Source organism: Cronobacter turicensis (assembly GCF_041222865.1).
In the GTDB taxonomy this organism is placed as follows: Bacteria; Pseudomonadota; Gammaproteobacteria; order Enterobacterales; family Enterobacteriaceae; genus Cronobacter; species Cronobacter turicensis.
This window is the reverse complement of the sequence record NZ_CP165997.1, coordinates 2,274,720-2,297,303: the sequence shown is the minus strand read 5'-3', so window position 1 is coordinate 2,297,303 and position 22,584 is coordinate 2,274,720. Positions and strand designations below refer to the sequence as shown.

24 protein-coding genes are annotated in these 22,584 nt (G+C 58.3%); 10 read left to right on the top strand and 14 right to left on the bottom strand.

Going from position 1 to position 22,584, the window contains the following annotated elements; translation table 11 throughout:
• Nucleotides 1-36 precede the first annotated feature (36 nt).
• From AB8W27_RS10980 to punC, 3 genes are all read right to left on the bottom strand, one after another.
• Nucleotides 37-1,356 (bottom strand): PTS sugar transporter subunit IIC, encoded by a 1,320-nt coding sequence (locus AB8W27_RS10980; protein WP_015741109.1) that lies wholly within the window; start codon nt 1,354-1,356, stop codon nt 37-39.
• 195 nt (nt 1,357-1,551) lie between these two features.
• The gene (gene cfa / locus AB8W27_RS10975; RefSeq protein WP_041923497.1) at nt 1,552-2,700 is read right to left on the bottom strand and encodes a cyclopropane fatty acyl phospholipid synthase; all 1,149 of its coding nucleotides are present in this window, start codon (nt 2,698-2,700) and stop codon (nt 1,552-1,554) included.
• 287 nt (nt 2,701-2,987) lie between these two features.
• Nucleotides 2,988-4,163 (bottom strand): purine nucleoside transporter PunC, encoded by a 1,176-nt coding sequence (gene punC / locus AB8W27_RS10970; protein ID WP_015741111.1) that lies wholly within the window; start codon nt 4,161-4,163, stop codon nt 2,988-2,990.
• Between the two features lie 111 nt (nt 4,164-4,274).
• Here punC and punR point away from each other — a divergent pair, with 111 nt between their 5' ends.
• On the top strand, nt 4,275-5,186 hold the full coding sequence (punR, locus tag AB8W27_RS10965) for a DNA-binding transcriptional activator PunR (RefSeq protein WP_015741112.1): 912 nt from the start codon (nt 4,275-4,277) through the stop codon (nt 5,184-5,186).
• An 18-nt stretch (nt 5,187-5,204) separates the two neighbouring features.
• Here the strand turns inward: punR and purR are convergent, their stop codons facing one another.
• A complete protein-coding gene (purR, locus tag AB8W27_RS10960) occupies nt 5,205-6,230 on the bottom strand; it encodes an HTH-type transcriptional repressor PurR (protein ID WP_015741113.1) in 1,026 nt (341 codons plus the stop codon).
• Between the two features lie 292 nt (nt 6,231-6,522).
• On the opposite strand from purR, the gene AB8W27_RS10955 reads away from it, so the two are divergent.
• Together AB8W27_RS10955 and AB8W27_RS10950 are read left to right on the top strand one after the other, a co-directional pair.
• On the top strand, nt 6,523-6,612 hold the full coding sequence (locus tag AB8W27_RS10955; RefSeq protein WP_015386754.1) for a YnhF family membrane protein: 90 nt from the start codon (nt 6,523-6,525) through the stop codon (nt 6,610-6,612).
• A gap of 265 nt (nt 6,613-6,877) precedes the next feature.
• Entirely contained in the window at nt 6,878-8,044 is a 1,167-nt protein-coding gene (locus AB8W27_RS10950) for an MFS transporter (RefSeq protein WP_015741114.1), read from the top strand.
• A gap of 69 nt (nt 8,045-8,113) precedes the next feature.
• Here the strand turns inward: AB8W27_RS10950 and AB8W27_RS10945 are convergent, their stop codons facing one another.
• A complete protein-coding gene (locus tag AB8W27_RS10945; RefSeq protein WP_041923498.1) occupies nt 8,114-8,938 on the bottom strand; it encodes a C40 family peptidase in 825 nt (274 codons plus the stop codon).
• Nucleotides 8,939-9,283: 345 nt separating this feature from the next.
• Here AB8W27_RS10945 and AB8W27_RS10940 point away from each other — a divergent pair, with 345 nt between their 5' ends.
• Complete coding sequence (locus tag AB8W27_RS10940) at nt 9,284-9,631, top strand: Grx4 family monothiol glutaredoxin (protein WP_007760793.1); 348 nt, start codon at nt 9,284-9,286, stop codon at nt 9,629-9,631.
• Nucleotides 9,632-9,701: 70 nt separating this feature from the next.
• Here the strand turns inward: AB8W27_RS10940 and rnt are convergent, their stop codons facing one another.
• The 5 genes from rnt to eptA form a co-directional block, all read right to left on the bottom strand.
• Entirely contained in the window at nt 9,702-10,373 is a 672-nt protein-coding gene (gene rnt, locus AB8W27_RS10935) for a ribonuclease T (protein ID WP_015741117.1), read from the bottom strand.
• A gap of 95 nt (nt 10,374-10,468) precedes the next feature.
• Entirely contained in the window at nt 10,469-10,876 is a 408-nt protein-coding gene (gene gloA, locus AB8W27_RS10930; RefSeq protein WP_007760795.1) for a lactoylglutathione lyase, read from the bottom strand.
• A 91-nt stretch (nt 10,877-10,967) separates the two neighbouring features.
• Nucleotides 10,968-12,065, bottom strand: a complete 1,098-nt coding sequence (locus AB8W27_RS10925; protein ID WP_041923499.1) for an alkene reductase — start codon at nt 12,063-12,065, stop codon at nt 10,968-10,970.
• Nucleotides 12,066-12,139: 74 nt separating this feature from the next.
• A complete protein-coding gene (locus tag AB8W27_RS10920; protein ID WP_041923500.1) occupies nt 12,140-12,721 on the bottom strand; it encodes a TetR/AcrR family transcriptional regulator in 582 nt (193 codons plus the stop codon).
• A gap of 64 nt (nt 12,722-12,785) precedes the next feature.
• Nucleotides 12,786-14,414: a phosphoethanolamine transferase EptA gene (eptA, locus tag AB8W27_RS10915; protein ID WP_015741120.1), complete on the bottom strand. Its 1,629-nt coding sequence runs from the start codon at nt 14,412-14,414 to the stop codon at nt 12,786-12,788.
• Nucleotides 14,415-14,619: 205 nt separating this feature from the next.
• Here eptA and AB8W27_RS10910 point away from each other — a divergent pair, with 205 nt between their 5' ends.
• From AB8W27_RS10910 to sodC, 3 genes are all read left to right on the top strand, one after another.
• Nucleotides 14,620-14,859, top strand: a complete 240-nt coding sequence (locus tag AB8W27_RS10910) for a DUF1289 domain-containing protein (protein ID WP_015741121.1) — start codon at nt 14,620-14,622, stop codon at nt 14,857-14,859.
• A 53-nt stretch (nt 14,860-14,912) separates the two neighbouring features.
• The gene (locus tag AB8W27_RS10905; RefSeq protein ID WP_015741122.1) at nt 14,913-15,809 is read left to right on the top strand and encodes an aldo/keto reductase family oxidoreductase; all 897 of its coding nucleotides are present in this window, start codon (nt 14,913-14,915) and stop codon (nt 15,807-15,809) included.
• Nucleotides 15,810-15,888: 79 nt separating this feature from the next.
• Nucleotides 15,889-16,407 (top strand): superoxide dismutase [Cu-Zn] SodC, encoded by a 519-nt coding sequence (gene sodC / locus AB8W27_RS10900; RefSeq protein WP_015741123.1) that lies wholly within the window; start codon nt 15,889-15,891, stop codon nt 16,405-16,407.
• Here sodC and AB8W27_RS10895 read toward each other — a convergent pair.
• From AB8W27_RS10895 to AB8W27_RS10885, 3 genes are read right to left on the bottom strand one after another with little or no spacing between them, the layout of a single operon-like run.
• The gene (locus AB8W27_RS10895; RefSeq protein WP_015741124.1) at nt 16,400-18,433 is read right to left on the bottom strand and encodes an FUSC family protein; all 2,034 of its coding nucleotides are present in this window, start codon (nt 18,431-18,433) and stop codon (nt 16,400-16,402) included. The genes sodC and AB8W27_RS10895 overlap by 8 nt on opposite strands.
• Before the next feature lie 9 nt (nt 18,434-18,442).
• Nucleotides 18,443-19,300, bottom strand: a complete 858-nt coding sequence (locus tag AB8W27_RS10890) for an HlyD family secretion protein (protein WP_015741125.1) — start codon at nt 19,298-19,300, stop codon at nt 18,443-18,445.
• A gap of 4 nt (nt 19,301-19,304) precedes the next feature.
• Nucleotides 19,305-19,541 (bottom strand): DUF1656 domain-containing protein, encoded by a 237-nt coding sequence (locus AB8W27_RS10885; protein ID WP_041923501.1) that lies wholly within the window; start codon nt 19,539-19,541, stop codon nt 19,305-19,307.
• 175 nt (nt 19,542-19,716) lie between these two features.
• Between AB8W27_RS10885 and slyA the strand changes: the two genes are divergently transcribed.
• Nucleotides 19,717-20,157, top strand: a complete 441-nt coding sequence (slyA, locus tag AB8W27_RS10880) for a transcriptional regulator SlyA (RefSeq protein WP_015741127.1) — start codon at nt 19,717-19,719, stop codon at nt 20,155-20,157.
• A 115-nt stretch (nt 20,158-20,272) separates the two neighbouring features.
• Here the strand turns inward: slyA and slyB are convergent, their stop codons facing one another.
• Nucleotides 20,273-20,740 carry an outer membrane lipoprotein SlyB gene (slyB, locus tag AB8W27_RS10875; RefSeq protein WP_007760837.1) on the bottom strand — a complete coding sequence of 156 codons (468 nt, stop codon included), beginning with the start codon at nt 20,738-20,740 and terminating at the stop codon, nt 20,273-20,275.
• A gap of 275 nt (nt 20,741-21,015) precedes the next feature.
• On the opposite strand from slyB, the gene anmK reads away from it, so the two are divergent.
• Both anmK and mliC read left to right on the top strand, forming a co-directional pair.
• The gene (anmK, locus tag AB8W27_RS10870; RefSeq protein WP_015741129.1) at nt 21,016-22,170 is read left to right on the top strand and encodes an anhydro-N-acetylmuramic acid kinase; all 1,155 of its coding nucleotides are present in this window, start codon (nt 21,016-21,018) and stop codon (nt 22,168-22,170) included.
• A gap of 58 nt (nt 22,171-22,228) precedes the next feature.
• Nucleotides 22,229-22,552 carry a C-type lysozyme inhibitor gene (mliC, locus tag AB8W27_RS10865; RefSeq protein ID WP_007760847.1) on the top strand — a complete coding sequence of 108 codons (324 nt, stop codon included), beginning with the start codon at nt 22,229-22,231 and terminating at the stop codon, nt 22,550-22,552.
• Nucleotides 22,553-22,584 lie beyond the last annotated feature (32 nt).

Below are 22,584 nucleotides of genomic sequence, written 5' to 3'. Positions count from 1 at the left end.
AGTCAGGCGCCTGCCGGAAAGGCAGGCGCAGTAAAATCAGGCATTGTTAGTGACAGTGTCACCATTAGCGGTATCCTGTGCCGCCTCCTGTTTTTGGAGTGTGCGCTCGTAGGCTTTCACAAACGGGTAGTACATCAGCGCCGACATCACCATGCAGATAAGACACATGACGACCGGGCTGAAGGCCCAGTTAGCGGCCCATGATGCCCCGATGGGCGCGGGCGTAGTCCACGGCGTCAGCGAGACTACCTGCGCCAGCCAGCCAAGTTTGGTCGCAGTCCAGGCAAGAACGGCGTTCACCATCGGCACCAGAATAAACGGCAGGAAAAAGACAGGGTTCATAATAACCGGTGCGCCGAACAGAATCGGTTCGTTGATGTTAAACATGCTCGGCACGACGCCCATTTTACCGATGGTGCGCAGGTGCACCGCGCGGCTGCGCAGCAGCAGGAACGCCAGCGGGAGAGTCGAACCCACGCCGCCAATCAGCAGGTAGTGATCCCAGAACCCTTGCAGGTAAATATGCGGCAGCGCCTGGCCGGCCGCCAGCGCAGCCTGGTTGGCGGAGAGGTTCGCCATCCAGAACGGGTTCATGATGCCGGTGACAATCAGCGCGCCATGAATGCCCGCAAACCACAGGATCTGGCAGATTAAAACGGAGATCAGAATCGCTGGCAGGGAGTCGGACGCGGCCACCAGCGGAGAGAGCAGATGCATAATCGCTTCCGGCAGGATCATGCCGGTAGTGGATTCAATCAGCAGGTTGAGCGGATGGAGCGTAAAGACAATCACCACCACCGGGATCAGAATTTCAAACGAGCGCGCGACGCCGGTCGGCACCTCTTTCGGCAGGCGGATAGTAATATTGTGGCGCTTCAGGAAAGCGTACATTTCGCTCGCGTAAATCGCCGTGATAAGCGCGGTGAAAATGCCCTGGCCTGAGAAATATTGCGTGGAGATCTGCCCGTCTTTATAAGGCGCCGCCACCAGCAGAAACGCCATAAACGCCAGCAGGCCGGTCATGATCGGATCAAGCTGGTAGTGCTTGCCGAGGCTTGCGCCAATGCCAACCGAGATAAAAAACGTCATCACGCCCATGCTGAGGTTAAACGGCAGCATCAGTTGGTCGCGGTATTTCAGCGAAATATCCAGCCACGCGCGGCAGAAGCCGATTTGCGTATCCGGCGAGAAGGGCGGAAAGATAAAAACCAGCAGGAACGAACCGATGATCATAAACGGCAGGGCGGCGAGAAAACCGTCCCTGATCGCGACCACGTGACGCTGCGAACCCATCGCGCCCGCCAGCGGCGTGATTTTGTTTTCAATAACATGGACCATACTCTGGTACAGACTCATGAGGCGTTTCCTTTATCAGGCAGGGGGGAATAGCGCTCAGTTTGAAACAAAATGGAAACCGGTTTCCATGTGTCTGTGGCCTGATTGTTGCCGCGATCACTTTTATGAAAGGAAACGTCGTGAAAGCGTGAGTAGTATCACAAAGCGGGGAAGAGTGAGTGGCAAAAAGCCCCCGGCATGCGCCGGGGTGAATGCTTAACGGGCGACGCGCAGGCCGTTTTCCACGCCGCGGCTAAAGACCACTTGCCACAGCTGGATATCCCGCGCGCGAAAGGCGCCCGCGCAGGCGTTGAGATAATAGGTAAACATGCGTTTAAACCGCTCAGAGTAGTTATCGGCTATCTCCGGCCATGCGTCGAGGAAACGCGCATACCAGGCCATCAGCGTTTTATCGTAGTCCGCGCCAAAGTTATGCCAGTCTTCCATCACGAAGTGCGGCTCGCTGGCGGCCGCAATCTGGCGCGCCGACGGCAGGCAGCCGTTCGGGAAGATATACTTGTCGATCCACGGGTCAACGTTGTTATCGGTTTTCCGCGAGCCGATGGTATGCAGCAGGAAGAGACCGTCAGGCTTGAGGTTACGGTCGGCGACGTCAAAATAGGTGGCGTAGTTTTTCGGGCCGACATGCTCAAACATACCGACCGACACGATGCGGTCGAACTGGGAATCGAGATCGCGATAATCCTGCAACAGAATGGTGACGTCCAGCCCTTCGCAACGCGCCTGGGCCATTTTCTGCTGCTCCGCGGAAATGGTCACGCCGGTGACCGACACGCCATAGTGCCGCGCCGCGAACGCCGCCAGACCGCCCCAGCCACAGCCGATATCCAGCAGCGTCATGCCAGGCTTAAGCGCCAGTTTATCGCAGATAAGCTTCAGCTTCGCCTGCTGGGCGTCCTCAAGGTTATCGGCCTCTTTCCAGTAGCCGCAGGAGTACTGCATATACGGGTCGAGCATCCGACTGAAGAGATCGTTGCCAAGATCGTAATGCTCTTTGCCGACAATCCAGGCGCGTTTTTTGGATTGCAAATTAAACAGACGCGCGCTGAGAATGCGCAGCGTATCTTTCAGATGGTGCGGCAGCTGATCTTCCAGCCCCGCGCGCAGCACTTTGGTGAAGAAGAGATCGAGACGCTCGCACTCCCACCAGCCGTCCATATAGCTTTCGCCAAGACCGAGAGAACCTTCCTGCAAAACTCGCTTAAAAAAGTCAGGGTTTTTCACCTGAATGTCGGAAGGGGCTGCGCCGTTAACGGCGATCCCGGCCCGGCTGAGCAGTTCAGTTGCGATGCGATACCAGTGATTGTCCGGTATGCTGACTTCTTCTATACACGATGAACTCATAGCTTCTCCATCACTGATGTGATCAGAACCTTCAAACAGCGTAGTCGCAATTTTCGGTATGTGAGAAATATCACGGAAAGGTCCGCGAGCCTGATATCCGACGTAGAACAGAGGAAGGGAGATGACCCTTGCCAGAAATGTCATTCCAAATAAAAACGGGAGCCAGCGGCTCCCGTTACTACATAATATTTATGCTAATTATCGTAGAGCCGCGAACCAGTATAGGCCTCGCTTTACGATGATTCAACCGTTGACCGTTAGCAAGCTAATCACAAAATTTCATATTATCACGCGACTGATGACTGCGTGACCCGATGACGCCCGCGCAGCAGGAACCCAAGCCCCGCCAGTAGTACGGTTGCCAGCATGACGCTGGTGGTCGAAAGCAGCGGCGTGGCGACCAGCCATGACACCACCAGACTTGCCACAAAACAGAGCCCAAGCTGGAGCGTATTTTGCAGCGCGGCGGCGCGTCCGGTGGCCTGCGGGAACGGCAACAGCGCAGCGGCGACCACAATCGGGTAGATGGCGCCGTTCGCCATGGCCATCAGGCAGAAGGGGATGAGCAGGGTGGTGAGCGTAACCGCCTCGCTTAATCCCACAAGCCAGGTGGCGAGTACGCTCAACGCAAAGCCTGCCAGCAGCCACGGCAGCAGCGTCTCACCCTGCCATTTTTGCAGCGCGCTGCGACAGCCGTAACCGCCTATCAGAAATGCGATGGTTTGCGGCACATAGCTCAGGCCAATCACCGCCGGGCTGTAGCCCATCTCATGCAGGATAAACGGCGAGCCGGTGAGCCAGGCGAAAAAGCTGGCGGAGCAGGCGGCGTAAATCAGCACATTGCCGCTGTAGACGCGCGAGCGCAGCAGCATCATAAAGCTCAGCGGTTCGCCGCCTTTATTGCCCTGCGGCGCGCCCGAAGGCAGACGCAGCGCCGGAATAATCAGCAATACCGTGATGGCAAACAGCACCACGAAAATCGCCTGCCAGGAAAAGTGGTTCAGGATCCAGCTGCCCAGCAGCGGCGCCAGCGCCGGAGAAAGGCCGACCAGCGGCATGATGGTCGCGAAAATGCGGCGCGCCTGCTGCGCCGGGTAGCGGTCGGTCACCAGCGCCTGCCAGCTCACCGCGGCGGAGCAGACCCCCACGGCCTGAATAAAGCGCAGCGCCAGCAGCGCGCCTGCGCTCTCTACCCAGACGGTGCCAAGGCAGGCGAGGGCGAAAATCCCCAGCCCCGCCAGCAGTACCGGACGGCGGCCAAAACGGTCAGAGAGGGGGCCCCAGACCAGCTGCGCCAGCGCGAATCCCGCCAGAAACAGGCTCAGCGAGGCGCTGATGGCCGATGGCGCCGTGTGTAAGTCCGCCTCGATAACGGCGAACGCGGGCAGGTACATATCGGTCGCCAGAAAGCCGAGCACGCTCAGCCCGGCCAGCCAGCAAAGAAATCCTTTATCAGGTCGCATCACAATGACTCACTTCTTAATACGCGAAAGAGCCCGGAGTGTACGGAGTGCAAACCGGCTTGTGAAACGCTAATATTTGCCGTTTCCATTCAAAAATTTTGCAGGCAGAAAATGTGGTCTGAATATTCTCTGGAAGTCGTCGACGCCGTCGCGCGCACTGGCAGCTTCACCGCGGCGGCGGCGGAACTGCACCGCGTGCCTTCTGCCGTGAGCTATACGGTGCGTCAGCTTGAGGAATGGCTCGCGGTGTCGCTCTTTGAGCGACGCCATCGCGATGTGGTGCTGACGCCTGCGGGCGCCTGGTTTTTACGCGAGGGGCGTTCTGTTATCAAAAAAATGATGATCACCCGTCAGCAGTGCCAGCAGATAGCCAACGGCTGGCGCGGGCAGCTTTCCATCGCGGTGGACAATATCGTGCGGCCTGAGCGCACCCGCCAGCTGGTGCTCGATTTCTACCGGCACTTTTCCGATGTCGAGTTGCAGGTGTCGCAGGAGGTGTTTAACGGCGTCTGGGATGCGCTGGCGGATGGGCGCGTGGAACTTGCCATCGGCGCCACGCAGGCGATCCCGGTGGGCGGGCGGTTCGCGTTCCGCGATATGGGCATGCTGAGCTGGCGCTGCGTGGTGGCGCATCATCATCCGCTGGCGCAGCATGAAGGCGCGCTAAGCGATGACAGGCTGCGTGATTACCCGTCGCTGGTGCTGGAAGATACCTCGCGATCGCTGCCCAAACGCATCACCTGGCTGCTGGATAACCAGCGACGCGTGGTGGTGCCGGACTGGCACTGCGCCGCTGATGCGCTTAGCGAAGGGCTCTGTATCGGCATGGTGCCGACGCATTTCGCCAAGCCATGGCTGGATCGCGAAGAGTGGCGCGCGCTGACGCTGGAAAACCCGTTCCCGGACGCCGCCTGCTGCCTGACGTGGCGACAAAGCGACGCCTCGCCCGCGCTGCGCTGGCTGCTTGATTATCTGGGGGACAGTGAAACGCTGAACAAGGAGTGGCTGCGGGAGCCGCAGTGATACGGCTCCCGGAAGGGATTAACGACGATAGTCGCGGAACGGGCCGTCCGCCACCGAGCGGCGTTCGATAAGGCGCGGGTGCACCTCGATGGTCTGCGACTCTTCGCGTTTGTTAACGATGCGATCGAGCAGCATATTGAACGCGGTCTGGCCCAGCGTCTCTTTCGGCTGATGGATTGTCGTCAGCGCCGGGCTGAAGAAGCGGGCGTTGCGTACGTTATCGTAGCCGATAATCGAAATATCCTGCGGCACGCGCAGGCCCATCTCATCGGCCGCGCAGATAGCGCCCATCGCCATGATATCGCCGCCGCAGAAGACGGCGGTAGGGCGCTGCGGCTGCGAGAGGATCTGCTGCATCGCGCGATAACCGGATTCCGGTTCGAAATCGCCCTGCACGATCCAGTTCTCCGGCACCTTGATGGCCGCTTCTTCCAGCGCTTTCATGAAGCCGGAAAAACGCCCGACGCCGGTGTTGCGCTCAAGCTGCCCCGGGATCACGCCGATATCGCGATGGCCGCGCTCGATAAGATAACGCCCCGCGAGATAACCGCCCTGGAACGCGTTATCGATAACCGAGTCGGTGAAATCCGCTTTAGCTTCGCCCCAGTCCATCACCACCATCGGGATATGACGGTACTCTTCGAGCGTGGACAGCAGCGGCTCCGGGTATTCCGAACACATCACCAGCAGGCCGTCGACGCGCTTTTGCGCCATCATCGACAGATACGCGCGCTGTTTTTCCAGATTGTTATGCGCATTACCGAGGATCAGCGTATAGCCTTTTGCAAAGCAGCTGTTTTCTACAGCTTCGATGATTTCTGCAAAGTAGGGCGCTTCGCTACTGGTCGCCAGCAGCCCGATAGATTTGGTGTGGTTCACCTTCAGGCTGCGCGCCACGGCGCTTGGCGAATAATGTAATTCTTTGATAGCCGCCCATACCGCGTTGCGCGTCTCTTCCGCCACAAAACGGGTTTTGTTAATTACATGTGAGACTGTTGTTGTGGAAACGTTGGCTCGCTTCGCGACGTCTTTAATTGTTGCCATTAATAATCACTCCAGACCCCTGGCTGAGCCCTGCAAAATCACGGGTTAATCGTTTGCCTGTACACACCCCTGTTTGCCACGAGGGGACGTGCGGCATGCCGGGAAACGCGACATTTATCGTGAGGAGGGGTCGATGGCCGGTACCGAATAAAGTAGCGACGAATTTTGGCTTATCTTTATCGAAAGGGGAAGAGGGAAAACGCATATCTGGTTAAATGTCGCAGGATTTTTCGGCCCGTTTATGCAAAAATGCGCACTACCTGATTTTTATGGGGTCTTTAAGGAGAATACCATGAGTACCGATCTGAAATTTTCGCTGGTCACTACCCTTGTTGTGCTGGGTCTTATTGTGGCGGGCGCTTTTACCGCCATCCTGCATTAAGCGCCAGGCGGGAGTGCGCCTGCGTTCTCCCGCTTTCTTATACCATTCCTGCGCTTAAACGCCTTTCGCTCGCCGTTCCCTTTCTTTTTCACGCTATTTCCTTATGATTCGCTAATAACAATTTTTGCGTGTTCTTTAACACTCGCGCAATAATATTTTGCTGTTTTTGTCACTTATCTTTTCCGACTGAAAGTGCCATCCTTTCTGCATCCTGCTGTAACGTCGGGCATTCCCCGGCGCTGTTGTACAATTTCTGGAGCAATGAATGAAAGTCAATTTCCCGTTACTGGCACTGGCGATTGGTGCTTTTGGCATTGGCACGACCGAGTTTTCCCCGATGGGGCTGTTGCCGGTAATAGCGAACGGCGTCAACGTCTCGATTCCGGCCGCCGGTATGCTGATAAGCGCTTACGCGGTTGGCGTGATGGTGGGGGCGCCGTTGATGACGCTCCTGTTGTCGCACCGCGCACGACGCAGCGCGCTGATTTTCCTGATGGCGATTTTTACGCTCGGCAACGTGCTCTCGGCGCTGGCGCCGGATTACATGACGCTGATGGCCTCGCGTATTCTCACCAGCCTTAACCACGGCGCGTTTTTCGGGCTCGGCTCGGTCGTGGCGGCAAGCGTGGTGCCGAAGCATAAACAGGCGAGCGCCGTCGCGACGATGTTTATGGGGCTGACCATCGCCAATATCGGCGGGGTGCCGGCGGCGACCTGGCTTGGCGAAACTATTGGCTGGCGGATGTCGTTCCTGGCGACCGCGGGCCTTGGGCTGGTGGCGATGGCGAGCCTCTGGCTCTCCCTGCCGAAAGGCGGCGGCGGCGAGCGTCCGGATGTGAAAAGCGAACTCGCGGTGCTGATGCGCCCGCAGGTAGTGAGCGCGCTGCTGACCACGGTGCTCGGAGCGGGCGCGATGTTCACGCTCTATACCTATATCGCGCCGGTGCTGCACCATATCACTGACGCCAGCGCGGCGTTCGTCACCGCCATGCTGGTGCTGATAGGCGTAGGGTTTTCCATCGGCAACTATCTGGGCGGCCGCCTCGCGGACCGCTCGGTGAGCGGCACCCTGAAGGGGTTCCTGATGCTGCTTATCATCATCATGGCGGCGATCCCGTGGTTGGCGCAGACGGAAATCGGCGCGGCCGTTAGCATGGTGGTGTGGGGCGCGGCGACGTTCGCCGTGGTGCCGCCGCTGCAGATGCGCGTGATGCGCGTCGCCAGTGAAGCGCCAGGCCTGTCGTCATCGGTCAATATCGGTGCGTTTAACCTTGGCAACGCGCTTGGCGCGGCGGCGGGGGGCGCTGTTATTCACGCGGGCTTCGGCTATAGCGTGGTGCCGGTGATGGGGGCGCTGATTGCCGCGCTCGGCCTGCTGCTGGTGCTGCTCTCCAGCCGTCGCGAGGCGCAAACGGCGTGCAGCGCCGAATAACATAAGCGCAGTAAAAAAAGAAAACGGAGAAGGGCGACCTTCTCCGTTTTTTTGATGTGCATAAACCGATTAGCGAATGGTGCGCGGCGTCATCACCCGGCGCGCGCCGACATAGTGACGCTGCCAGTAATCTTCGCTCAGCGATGTTATCTGGATTTCCTGACCGCTACGCGGCGACTGAATAAACTTGCCGTTGCCGACATAGACGCCGACGTGATCGGCAGTGCCGCGGCCCTGGGTGCGGAAGAACACCAGATCGCCGCTTTCGAGCTCGCCACGGTTAACCGGGGCGGCGTCGCGCAGGTGATACATTTCGTTGGCGGTGCGCGGAATGCGGAATTTCACCAGATCTTTATACGCATACCAGACCAGGCCGCTGCAGTCGAAACCGGTGCGGGGCGAAGCGCCGCCCCAGTGATACGGCTTGCCGATCTGGTTCATCAGCTTGTTCATGGCGGTCGTCTGGGCTTTTTTCACGCGCGCTTTGTGGGCATCCGCGATAGTCAGCGGCCCGCTGACGCATTTAGTTTTGCGATTTTTACGCGTTTTGCTACAGGTCTGCGCACTCAGTCGGTTGCTGGCCTGTTTAACGGAAGTAGTGGAAGCGCGGCGGGAAGCGGTTTTACTGACGGTAGAAGTGGTCTTGCTGGTGCGTTTTGCGGTGGTGTTTCGCTTCTCGCTGGCGGTTTTCGCCGTTTTCGTTTTAGTCTTCGTTTCGTTGTTGCTTTTTTTGGCGGTTTTTGTGCTGGTTTTCTTTTTCACCGTACTGGCGTGCGCCTTTTGTACCTTCGAGGCGCGCGTCTGCTCCGACGCCTGCGCGCATGGCGCAAATGCCAGTGATGAAGTCATTAATAAAGCACAGAGCGTAAGAGCAATTTTTGTTTTGCGCGCCACTGAGCATTCCCCTGCATAAAGCCGGCAATCATGCCAACGGATGAATTTTAAGAGCTTGCTGATTCTAATCTAAAAAATTGTCCGAAGTTAAGCAGCAAATCGTCTTTACCGCGCAGTTTCGTTAACCGGCGCACTCTTTTTAGCCAGTTGCCGCTGCGTGGATGCGCATTTTAGCGCGCCTCCTCAGAGGAGAATATCGGCAGCATACAGAAAAGTGTTATTATTTGCTTCTCTTTCACCACGGCACGGCGCCGGGCTTAAGCGCAAGATTATGCATTTTCGGGACGCTCCGGAGCCGCTACAATGTAAAGCTAACGCCGTAATGACGCTTGAGGAAGTAAGACAATGAGCACTACGCTTGAAAAAATTCAACGCCAGATCGCTGAAAACCCGATTCTGCTGTACATGAAAGGCTCCCCGAAACTGCCGAGCTGCGGCTTCTCCGCGCAGGCGGTACAGGCGCTGTCCGCCTGCGGCGAGCGTTTTGCGTATGTCGATATCCTGCAAAACCCGGATATCCGCGCGGAACTGCCGAAATACGCTAACTGGCCGACCTTCCCGCAGCTGTGGGTGGATGGCGAGCTGGTCGGCGGTTGCGACATCATTATTGAAATGTATCAGCGCGGCGAACTGCAGCCGCTGATCAAAGAGACGGCAGCGAAGCACAACCCGGCAACCCCGGACGCGGAATAATCCCGTCGCGCCTTATCGCGCAGATAAAAAAGCGGCCCTGGAGGCCGCTTTTTTTTTGCGCTGCGTTAGCTCACTCGCCGTCTTGCGGCGTCGCGTCTTCTGCGGCGAGCGGCGGCACCGGCCAGCCGCCCAGGCGTTTCCAGCGGTTGACGATTTCGCAAAACAGCAGGGCGGTTTGTTCTGTGTCATAGAGCGCCGAGTGCGCCTGGGCGCTGTCAAACGGCATGCCCGCCGCGATGCACGCTTTCGCCAGTACTGTCTGACCCAGCGCCAGCCCGCTTAACGCCGCGGTGTCGAAGGTCACAAACGGGTGGAACGGGTTTCGTTTGAGCGACGCGCGCTCCGCGGCCGCCATCATAAAGCTGTGATCGAACGTGGCATTATGCGCCACCATGATCGCGCGGTTGCAGTTGCTCTCTTTCATGCCCTTGCGCACCATTTTAAAAATAGCGTGCAGCGCGTCATATTCGCTGACGGCGCCGCGCAACGGGTTATGCGGATCAATACCGTTAAACGCCAGCGCTTCGGGCTGGAGGATGGCGCCTTCAAAGGGCTCAACGTGAAAATGCAGTGTTTCATCGGGGGTGAGCCAGCCGTCGGCATCCATTTTCAGCGTCACGGCGGCGATTTCCAGCAGCGCGTCGGTTTTGGCGTTAAAACCGGCGGTTTCCACATCGATGACAACAGGGTAAAAGCCACGAAAACGGTCGGACAGACCGGTCAGTTGAGCGTTATCGGACATCAGCGTCTCTTAAGTTTGGGGAATTAAAGCAGCGCGCATTATGGCAAATTTCACGACGGGATGCAGCAAGGCGGGCAGAACGCCCGCCGGAGGGATCAGTTGCCGAGGCCGCGACCCGCGTCTTTCTCTTCGATAAGCTCGATTTTGTAACCGTCCGGATCTTCAACAAACGCGATAACCGTGGTGCCGCCTTTAACCGGGCCCGCTTCACGGGTGACGTTGCCGCCGTTGTTGCGGATGCGCTCGCAGGCTTCTGCGGCGTTGTCCACGCTGATGGCGATATGACCGTAAGCCGTGCCGAGCTCATAGCTCTCCACGCCCCAGTTGTAAGTCAGCTCGATCACCGCTTCTTCGCTCTCCGGACCGTAACCGACAAACGCCAGCGAATATTTGTATTCTGTGTTTTCACTGGTGCGCAGCAGTTTCATGCCCAGAACGTTGGTGTAGAAATTGATGGAGCGTTGCAGGTCGCCAACGCGCAGCATGGTGTGAAGTAAGCGCATAAGATCCTCTTAAATAAACGGCTTGTGATGATGCTTTTGGGTGAAACAGGATTTTAGTATAGCGGCGGAAGGCCGCCGCTATCAATTTGGATCACAGGGTAGGGTAATCGATGTAGCCTTCCGCGCCGCCGCCGTAGAAGGATTCCGGGCGCTGCGGGTTGAGTTCGGCTTTTTTACGCAGGCGCTCGACGAGATCCGGGTTAGCGATATAGTCGCGCCCAAACGCCACCGCGTCGATAAGCCCTTTCTGGATCAGCGCTTCGGCTTTCTCGCGGCTGTAGGCGCCTGCGCCGATGATAGCGCCGTCGAAACGCTCGCGGACTTTCTGGCGGAATTCGTCAGTGTAAGGCACGCCGCCCGCCCAGTCCGGCTCGGACATATGCAGGTACGCGATGCCGCGTTTGTTCAGCTCTTCAATCAGGTACAGCGCGTCGGCTTCTTCGTTCGGGCCGTTGTCGACGTTCTGGAAGCTGCCAATCGGCGACACGCGGATGCCGATGCGGTCGGCGCTCCACTCTTTGCTTACGGCGTCGACCACTTCCAGCACCAGACGCGCGCGGTTTTCCACGCTGCCGCCATACTGGTCGGTACGTTTGTTAGAGGACGGCGACAGGAACTGGTGCAGCAGGTAACCGTGGGCGGAGTGCAGCTCTGCCATATCGAAACCGGCGTCGCGCGCATTGCCGACGGCTTTGCGGAAATCATCAACGATGCCCGGGATTTCGTGCGTTTCGAGCGCGCGCGGGGTGGTGGTGTCGACGCGAATAGCCTTGCCGTTTTCATCACGCAGCGAGGTGCGGGTGCCCGCATTAATCGCGGAAGGCGCAACCGGCGCTTCGCCACCCGGCTGAATGCTGCTGTGCGAGATACGGCCAGTGTGCCACAGTTGTACGGCGATACGGCCATCGGCCTCGTGTACCGCGGCGGTGATTTTCTTCCACGCTGCGATTTGCTCATCACTGTGCAGACCCGGCGCGCCCGCATAGCCTTTGGCCTGTGCGGAAATCTGGGTGGCTTCGCTGATGATAAGCCCGGCGCTGGCGCGCTGGCGGTAATATTCCGCCATCATTGCTGTCGGAATATCGCCTGGCTCAATGCTGCGCAGGCGGGTCAGCGGCGCCATAAATACGCGGTTAGGGGCGGTAATGGCACCCACTTTCAGCGGGGTAAACAGCTTTTCGTCTTGCATAGTCACTCCTGAGTAGACCGGTCGTCTTGTAACGAGCGAAATAAAAAAGCGCTGCCTTTCGGCAGGCGCTCTGTTCAAAGCATTTCTTTGACGTGCGCCAGCGCGTTTTCAAGCGGCGTGCCGCTGCGCGAGACTTTGGCCTGCAGGCTTGCGCCAAGCCAGAGCACGTATAACACCTGCGCCCGCTGCTGGGCGCTGCCGTTAAAGGTCAACGCCTGTGCGTCGCGGCCGCGCTCCAGCGCGCCTGCCAGCAGGGCGATAACCTGCACCGCGCCTTTATCGAGCGCGCCGCGCATATCTTCCGACAGATCGCACACTTCGGCTGAGAGCTTCACCGTCAGGCAGCCCGTCATTTTGCCCGTCTGGCAGTAGTGACGAAGCGTATCTTCAAACCAGGCGATCAGCTGTTCGCGCGCCGGACCTGCCGGGTTGAAGTGCTGCTCAAGGCAGGCCTGATACCGGGCGTAATGGCGCTCCAGCATCGCCACGCCAAACGCCTCTTTAGAGCGAAAGTAGTGGTAGAAGGAGCCTTTCGGTACGCCCGCGGTTTTTAACAGCTCGCTTAACCCCATGCCGGTAAAGCCGCGTTGCAGGCAGAGCTGCTCGCCGGTGGCAAGAAGGTGTTCGCGCGTATCGTGTTCAGGTGTTCGGTTCATACAATCCAATCTAATAGACCAGTCGGTCTAATGCAAGTCGCCTTAGTGAAAACCGCCAGAAACGTTAATTTTTCCGGCAGGCGCTAAGCATATCCTCCTGCGGCTGATAAAGCGAAGTCTGGATATTCATGATGCCCAGCACGGTGGAGAAGAGGTTGTCCTGAGATACCTCATCCGTTGCCGCGCGCTTGCCAAGACAGCCGGTATCCACGCCGTACTGGCGCGCGTAATCGCCGGAGAGCCAGAAGAGCAGCGGAATGTGCGTCTGCTGATCGGGCGCCAGCAGGTATGGCGCGCCGTGCAGATAAATGCCGTTCTCGCCGAGCGATTCGCCGTGATCGGAGAGATAGACCAGCGCCGTGTTCATCGTGTCCTGATGCTTACGCAGCGCGTCAATGGTGCGACTCAGTACATCGTCGGTATAGAGAATGGTGTTGTCATAGGTGTTAATTAGCGCCTGACGGTCGCAATCCTGGATCTCGTTGGTGTCGCAGGTCGGGGTGAAGCGGCGGAAATTATCCGGGTAGCGGCGGTAATACGCCGGGCCGTGGCTACCCATCAGGTGCAGGACAATCACGGAATCCTGTTTCAGGCCATCCAGCACGTTATCGAAACGCCACAGCAGCGCGTCGTCGAGGCAGGAGCCGTCTTTACACAGCTCGTTAAGCTTCCATTCAGTCATGTCTGTATGTGGAATGCGGTTGCAGGCGCCTTTACAGCCGCCATCGTTATCCCGCCACAGCACGTTAACGCCCGCATGCGCCAGTACGTCCATCAGCCCTTCCTGATGATGCGCCAGTCCGGCGTCGTAATGCGCGCGCGGCATCCCGGAGAACATGCAGGGCACTGAAATGGCGGTTTCCGTACCGCAGGAGGTGGCGTGCGGATAAAACACCACACCCTGTTTTTTCAGCTGCGGGTTAGTGTCGCGATCATAGCCGCCGAGCGAATAGTTCTGCTCGCGGGAGGCTTCGCCAATCACCACCACCAGTACGGTTTTTTTGGTCTGCTGGCGAATGATTGGGCCTTTTTTGGCATCTTCGCCGATGCGCACCAGCGTCTGGTCGCCCGCGAAAAAGCGTGAATGAGTATATTTGACGATGCCGCTGATGTAGTTGGCGGGCGTAACCATCTTGGCGATGTTTTTATTGTTGCGAAACAGCGAGGCGTAGTCCTTATAAAATAGTGACGCCACGAGAATGATCACCAGCAGGCTCGCGAGAATACTGACCAGACGGCGCAGCGCCGTCCAGAGTAAACTGCCGGACACCACCTCAATGCGGCTCAGCAGCAACGCCGGTACGAGGCCCGCAACCACAAGCCATCCGACAAGCTGCGGCGTTATCAGCGCCCCGGCTTCCTGAGAGTTGGTCTCGAAAATATTGACCATCATGTTCTGGTCAATTACCGCCCCGTAGGTATACATAAAATAGCTGCTGGCCGCCGAGCCGAGGAGCAATATGGCCAGGACCGGTTTGCGTAGCCACGGCAGGTTAATGATGCTGAAAATCACCAGCCAGGCGCAGAACAGCACCAGCGGTACGCTCGCGGCGAACAGCATGTCGTGCAGATGATGTGGGGCGATAAGCGTCCAGCAGCGGCCAATAAACAGCGCATTCATCAGCGTGAAGATCAGGGCGCTGAACAGGTTGAAACGCAAGTCGCTCCAGCGCAGTTTTTTAATAGTTGGCATTATAAAAACTCCATTAATGATGCAGGCAGTCTACGGCGCAAAGATTAGTGAAACCTTAACCTGCCTTTAACAGCACGCCAGGCAGATTCAACGAAAGCTCAACGGCAACACAATTGTTGCAATTACGTGGCGCTCTGGTGAGCAAACTTGCATCCCGGCGCAGTTCAGGCTTCAATTGTAACTATCATGTTAACGAGGAGCCGTTGTGGCCGAGCAGCTCGAGTTTTTCCCAGTTCCCAGTCCGTGTCGCGGGATTTGCCAGTCGGATGAACGCGGCTACTGCCGTGGCTGCATGCGCAGCCGCGACGAGCGTTTCAACTGGCAGAAGATGAACGACGCTCAGAAGCAAGAGGTGTTGCGCCTCTGTCGCCAGCGGATGCTCCGTAAACTGCGCGCCGGTCGCGCCGAACCTGACGAAGAACCGCAGCAGCCTTCACTGTTTTAACCGCGTCTCTTGCGTATAATCCCCGGCAGTTTTCCTTTCTGAGGTAAGTACTTATGGTTGAGCGTATTCTTATGGCGCCCCAGGGGCCGACGTTTTCACGTCTGGTAATGGGGTACTGGCGTTTAATGGAGTGGAATTACTCCGCCCGCGAGCTGGTGGGGTTTATCGAGCAACATCTGGAGCTGGGCATTACCACGGTCGATCACGCCGATATTTACGGAAACTATCAGTGTGAAGCCGCTTTCGGCGAGGCGCTGCGTCTGGCGCCGCATCTGCGCGAAAAAATGGAAATCGTCACCAAATGCGGTATCGCCACTACGGCGAAGCCGGAAAACGCCCTGGGGCATTACATTACCGATCGCGCGCATATTGTGCAGAGCGCGGAAAACTCCCTGCGCCACCTCAGTACCGATGTGCTGGATCTCCTGCTGATCCATCGCCCCGATCCGCTGATGGATGCCGATGAGGTCGCCGAAGCGTTCCTTGCTCTGCATAAAAGCGGCAAAGTCCGCCATTTTGGCGTCTCGAACTTCACGCCAGCGCAATTCTCGTTATTGCAGTCGCGCCTGCCGTTTACGCTCGCGACCAATCAGGTTGAGATTTCGCCGGTACATCAGCCGCTGCTGCTGGACGGAACGCTGGATCTGCTCCAGCAGTTACGCATTCGCCCGATGGCCTGGTCATGCCTTGGCGGCGGGCGGCTGTTCAGCGAAGAAAGCTGTGGGCCGCTGCGCGCAGAGCTGCGGCAGGTCGCAGAAGAGACGGGCGCGCAGACCATTGAGCAGGTGGTCTACGCCTGGGTGATGCGTCTGCCGTCGCGCCCGCTGCCGATTATCGGTTCCGGCAAAATCGATCGCGTCAAAAGCGCGATGGGCGCGCTGTCGCTTGAGCTGTCGCGCCAGCAGTGGTTCCGCATCCGCAAGGCCGCGCTCGGTTACGACGTTCCCTGACGGCGCTATTCCCTCCTTTCCGGTGAAAATCGCCAGTCTGATATAGACTTAACGAGAATCACCTGAACCTGGAGGGAATATGAAGCGATTGACTCTGGCGGCGATGGCGCTGCTGACATGCGGCGTCGTACAGGCCGCCAGCCAGGAAGTGGACCTGCATCTGGCTACCGACCAGGGCGTCGGCCAGTCGGTCGGTACGGTCAAAATCACTGAAACCGATAAAGGCCTCGAATTCGCGCCCGATCTTAAGGGGCTGCCGCCAGGCGAGCACGGTTTTCACATCCACGCCAACGGTAGCTGCGAGCCCGCCATGAAAGACGGCAAAATGGCGGCGGCAGAAGCGGCAGGCGGTCATTTCGACCCACAAAAGACCGGTAAACACGCCGGGCCTGAGGGCGACGGGCATTTAGGCGATCTGCCGGCGCTGGCCGTCAATAATGACGGAAAAGCCACCGAGCCGGTGACCGCGCCGCGAATTAAAACGCTTGATGAAATCAAAGGCAAAGCGCTGATGGTGCATGTCAGCGGCGATAACATGTCCGATCATCCGAAACCGCTTGGCGGCGGCGGCGCCCGTTACGCCTGCGGCGTTATTTAACCACTCCCCGGGCGTTGCTCTCCTGCGGTGAGGGCGACGCCTGCTCCAGCTGTGACAGCGAACACCACAGACGCCAGATAATCCCCGCCAGCCGTCGGGCATCGGGCTGATGATGACGTGCGAGCGTCAGGCTGATGCGCTCAAGCTCGCCGAGCGCGGCCGCCAGCGGACGCTGACGCACCCCTTTGACGCTCATCACATCCCGGAGTGTTTCAATGCAGACATCACGCACCTGCGAGAGCGGATCGGCGCGGGTTTCCCATTCGCGCAGTTGCCAGACCACGTGAGAGCAATTCAGCAGCACCACGCCCCAGCGCAGCAGCCAGCGGCGGGTCGCCTCGTCCTTGCTGTTACTGAGCTGGCTAATATGGTGATAAACCAGTGATTCAAACGCCGCTTCGCCCCGCTGGGGAACACGACTGAGCTGATCGATAAACCCGCGGCGCAGGGCGCGAATATGACGCAGCCCTTTGCGCCGGTCGGAGCCCGGACGCAATACCGCAAACGCCACCCAGCAGCACGCCACGCCGCAAATCTTCGCCAGATTGTCATTCAAGAAATCCGCCAGATCGTAAACCGGCGGGTTAGTCACCGAGATAAACGAGCCCATAAACACAATCAGCTGGCCCCACAGCCCGGCAAAACGCGGCTGTTGCAGCTTCATGAGCTGCATCGTGGTCAGGAGCGGAAATAAAAACAGCAAAAACTGCCAGAGATCGGTGACCTGAACCATCAGCCCGAACTTGACCACAAAGCTGAACAGTGTCAGCAGCAACAGCGTGCGCAGCAGCAGATTGAGCGAGTTGTGCGGCGACGGCGAGGCGGAGTAGAGCACGCAGCTTATCGCCGCCAGCGTCAGCGCGCCGCTGCCCGCTTCCCAGCGGGTATTGATCGCCCATGCGCCGATAAGCGTGATGACGCAAAAGGTACGCAGCGCGCTCCAGAGCGCTTCGGCGTTGTCGGTGTGGCGCGCCAGCGGCGGCGCGGTGGGTACGCTGATGCTGTCGTCAGGAACAGCCGTGTCGAGCCGCGCTATCCAGCGCTGGCAGTTCATCCACACGCGGCAGAAATCGCGCAGCCGCAGCCAGAAGGCCTGATGGCGAAAATCGCCGTCCTCAGGCGGTGCCAGCGCCGCCAGCAGACGAGCTACCCGTAACGGGCAGGGCCTGGGTTGCCCGAGTTCGTCAAGCAGCGCATCGAGACCCGCCCAGAGGCTTTGTGGCGGTTCAGGCCAGTTCATCAGCAGGCGGCGCAAACCGGAAATATAGCTGGTCAGGCGCAGCTGCTGGTGTAGCAGATAATTGAGCAACTGATTCTGCTGGCGGATGCGGTAATGGCTCCAGAAAGCCTGAATACGCAACAGGTTAAGGGTTAACACCTGCGTAATCACGCCCTCATGGGCGGTACGGATGGCGTCGGTGGTTTGCGGTTTCCACAGCAGGCTGGCATGCTCCAGCAGCCGCGCCTGCATTTTGCGCAGCGCCCCGAGAAATGTCACGCTGTCGGGCTGGCCGGGCATCATCATCATCATCAGTCCGCCGCACAGAATGCCGACGATCACCTCGCAGACGCGCGACTGGGCGATATCCCACAGCTCCGTCGTTTCAATGGTATTGACCAGCGGAAAGGCGATGATGGCGGCCGTGTATCCCGCCAGCTGGAAGGCGTAAGCCGCGTTATTGTGGAAATACCCGGAAACCCAGGTGCAGAACGCCAGCCACAGCGCCATCGCCCACGTGAACAACCACGGATCGTTAAGCGTGTGCCCGGCGATGATCAGCGCGGCGCTGGCGCCAAGCAGACTGCCCACGATGCGCCCGAGACTTTTGCTGATAACGCCGCCTACTGTCGGAAAACTCACCACGGCGGCAGACGTCATCGCCCAGTAGGGCTCGTCGAGATCCAGCGCGTAAGCGATCGTCAGCGCGAGCGACATGGCGATGCCGTTGCGCAGCGCGTAACGCCACTGCGCGGGCGTCGCTTTGCCCCACGGGGAGCGCTGCCAGGTGAGCCAGTCAAGATTCATGCGCGGCGCTTAGTCGGTGAGCGAGACGGTGCAGGTGGTGCCGGACACCAGCGTGACGCCGTCTGGCAGGTTGTCGAGCGCGATGCGCACCGGCACGCGTTGCGCGAGCCGCACCCAGGGTACGTTAGGTTTGATATCCGCTACCAGGCTACTGTCGCTCTCGACGCTCTGATCGTAAATGGCGCGCCCGATGCTTTCTACCTTGCCATGCAGCGGCGTATGGGTGCTGTAGAGCAGGATCTGCGCGCGGGCACCTTCGCGGATGTGACGCAGTTTGGTCTCTTCGAAATAACCCACCACATAGAACGAGCGGCTGTCCACCAGCGCGAAGACCGGCTGGCCCTGCGTGGCGTAATTCCCCACGCGACTGGACAGGTTCGTCACCCAGCCGTCAACCGGGGCGACCACGCGCGTCTGTTCCAGCTGCCAGCGCGCCTGCTCAAGCGACGCCTCGGCCATTTTCAGCGCCGCCTGTGCGGCTTTGACGCTGATGTTGGCGGTATCGAGATCTTCGGCGGAAATATAGTTATGCGGCAGATGGCGGCGGCGGTTTGCTTCGTTATTCGCTTTGGCGAGATCGGTCTGCGCGCGGGCAATCTGGGCTTCGGCATTCAGCACGGCGATGCGGTAGGGCGTATCGTCAATGGCAAACAGCAGTTCGCCTGCTTTGACTTTCTGGTTATCGCGCACCAGCAGGCGCGTAATGGTGCCGGAAACCTGCGGCGTAATATTCACCTGTTCGGCGCGTACTTTGCCGTCGCGCGTCCAGGGCGACTGCATGTAGTAATTCCAGACCAACCAGCCTGCCAGCAGGGCGGCGGTCACCACGAAGAGGGTAGAAAAATATTTCAGGGTTTTCAGGCGCATGCGGTTACCACACAATCAGAATGACCAGCCCGAGGCTGACTGACAAGATAAACAGGGAGAGATCCATCAGGGTCGGGTGCCAGATATCGCCCGCGTACATCCAGTCGCGCAGCAGGCGATGCACCATCAGCCAGATAAAAAAACCTAGCATCACGGCCTTAAACAGCGGCGGGAAATAGACCGACGCGCCAGCGATAAGATCCGAAAGCGCAAACCCTGAAGTGAACAAGTGCGATATCACGAAAGATTAATCCTTGAAAATCGAAGAGATGGTAGCCGTTTCAGATACGCCGTTGTGGTCTAAAATTATAGACGTTGCGGTATTCATCGCCAGGGCGGTTATTTGTTTTAGCTACCTAAATACTGCACACTAGTCTAAAATCAGCATAATAACTTAGCAAGCTAATTATAAGGAGATGAAATTGGAATCGCCATTAGGCTCTGACCTGACAAGACTGGTGCGCATCTGGCGTGCTCTGATTGACCATCGCCTGAAGCCTCTGGAATTAACGCAGACCCACTGGGTGACACTTCATCATATCCACGCGCTGCCGCCCGATCAGTCGCAAATTCAACTGGCCAAGGCCATCGGTATCGAGCAACCGTCGCTGGTGCGCACGCTCGATCAACTCGAAGAGAAGGGGCTGATTGCCCGCCATACCTGCGCCAGCGACCGACGCGCCAAGCGCATCAAGCTGACGGAAAAAGCCGCGCCGATCATTTCGCAGCTGGAAGACGTTATTCTGAAAACGCGCGGTGAAATTCTCTCCGGCATTTCGCAGGAAGAACATGACCAGATGCTGCGCATCGTGGCGCGCCTTGAGAAAAATATTCTGGCATTGTCGGCGAAAGAGTAAACGGTCTCTTTGACCGGCGTGTGAAGGCACAACATCACAATCAAAAATAGCGCATAAAAAAACGGAGGAGCTGATGCTCCTCCGTTCTTGTTTGTAAACCGGTATTCCGTGCGACTTAACGCGGAGAGACGGTAACCTGGCTGCCGTTGCTGGCCAGCACTACGCGCTGACCTGCAGAGAAATGGGTATTGCCCTGTTTCTGAACCACCATAATGGTGTTGCCGTCGTCTTTGCGGATTTCCAGTTCAACGCCTTGCGTTTTGTTCACCGCGCCCTGAACACCCTGACCGGCTACGCCGCCTGCGATAGCGCCCGCCGCCGTGGCAAGCGAACGACCGGTGCCGCCGCCGACGGTGTTACCCAGCAGGCCGCCCAGCACCGCGCCGCCCAGTGCGCCGATTACGTTGGTATCATCCCCGCCCTGGATTTTCACCGGACGAACGTTCACTACGGTGCCGTAAGTGACGTTCTGTACCTGTTTGGCTTCAGAGGCGGTGTAAACATCACCCGAAAGGCTATCGTTGTTGACGCAGCCCGCCAGCGTTAAACCTGCCAGTGCAACAACCAGTACACGTGAAATCATGTAAATCTCCTGTTCACCAACAAATGCTCACCTGAGCATCCATCATGTTCAAATTATATGGCATAAGACCGCGATATTTCACATTCTTCACGGAGCCGATGATAAAAATCGTAAAATAATCTGCCTGAACGGTAAATCAACGGCGCGGCAAAAGCGGGCTTTTTGCGCCGGGCGGGATTATTCCGTTGCTCAATCAGGGTGAATGTTTATGATTGAGGGTCGCGAGCGCGGGCTCGTTGTTCCGCACGTTTTCACACAGGGGTTAAGGATTGCGTATGAAATCAGGTCGCTACATTGGAGTGATGTCCGGCACCAGCCTCGACGGGGTGGACGTGGTGCTGGCCGCCATTGATGAACATATGGTGGCGCAGCAGGCGAGCCTGAGCTGGCCGATGCCGCAGGCCATTAAAACGGCGATCCTCGATATCTGTCAGGGACAGCCGCTGACGCTCTCCCAGCTCGGCAGGCTTGATAACCAGCTCGGCTGCCTGTTTGCTGATGCGGTCAACGCGCTGATGCAGCAGCAAAAACTTAACCCGGAAGATGTAATGGCGATTGGCTGCCACGGCCAGACGGTCTGGCATGAGCCTGTCGGCAGCGCGCCCCATACGATGCAGATAGGCGATAACAATCAGATTGTGGCGCGTACCGGCGTAAGCGTCGTGGGCGATTTCCGCCGTCGCGATATGGCCCTGGGCGGGCAGGGCGCGCCCCTGGTGCCCGCGTTTCATCAGGCGTTGCTGGCGCATCCGACGGAGCGGCGCATGGTGCTGAACATCGGCGGCATCGCGAATCTTTCACTGCTCTTTCCGGGCCAGCCGGTAAGAGGCTTCGACACCGGGCCTGGCAATATGCTGATGGACGCCTGGATTTGGCGCCAGAAGGGCAAACCTTTTGATAAAGACGGCGAATGGGCCGCCAGCGGTAAAGTGGTGCAGCCGCTGTTGCAAAAGATGCTGAGCGACCCGTATTTCTCGACGCCCGCGCCCAAGAGCACCGGCCGGGAATACTTCAATTACGGGTGGATAGAGCGCCAGCTTTCCTCCTTCGCCGGGCTGCCTGAGCAGGATGTGCAGGCGACGCTGCTGGAGCTGACCGCCAGCACCATCGCGCGCGATGTGCTGCTAAGCGGCGGCGCGGAGCGGCTGATGATTTGCGGCGGCGGCGGGCGCAATCCCCGGCTGGTGGCGCGTCTCGCCGCGCTGCTGCCGGGCACCGAAGTCTCCTCAACGGATGAGATGGGGATTCGCGGCGACGACATGGAAGCGCTGGCCTTTGCCTGGCTGGCGTACCGCACGCTGAGCGGCAAATCAGGGAATCTGCCCTCCGTCACCGGCGCGCGCGAAGCCAGCGTGCTCGGCGCGGTTTTCCCGGCCAACCCCTTAAATAATCGGAGTTTGCCGACTTTTCCTGCTCCGCTAAGCCGATAGACTGAATGCGTTACGGGGGCGTCCTGCCCCCTTCAGAAATACGCTTTCAGGATATGCCATGAAGAAACTGCTTGTCGTTTTGCTCCCCACGCTGCTTGCTGGCTGTAGCTACTATGACGCTATGGTTGAGCGCATGAACACCGATACCCTCGAATATCGCTGCGATGAAAAACCGCTGACGGTCTCGCTCAATAAACCGCGCGAGCAGGTCAGTTTCGTGCTGGACGATAAAATGCTGCACCTGAATCAGGGACGCGCCGCCTCGGGCACGCGCTATACCGACGGCATCTATGCGTTCTGGTCGAAAGGAGATGAGGCGACGGTCTACTATCGCGACAATATTGTGTTAAATCACTGTCAGTTACAAAATCCGAAGCGTTGAGATTTTAGCGGGTGGGGCGCACAATAGCGCCT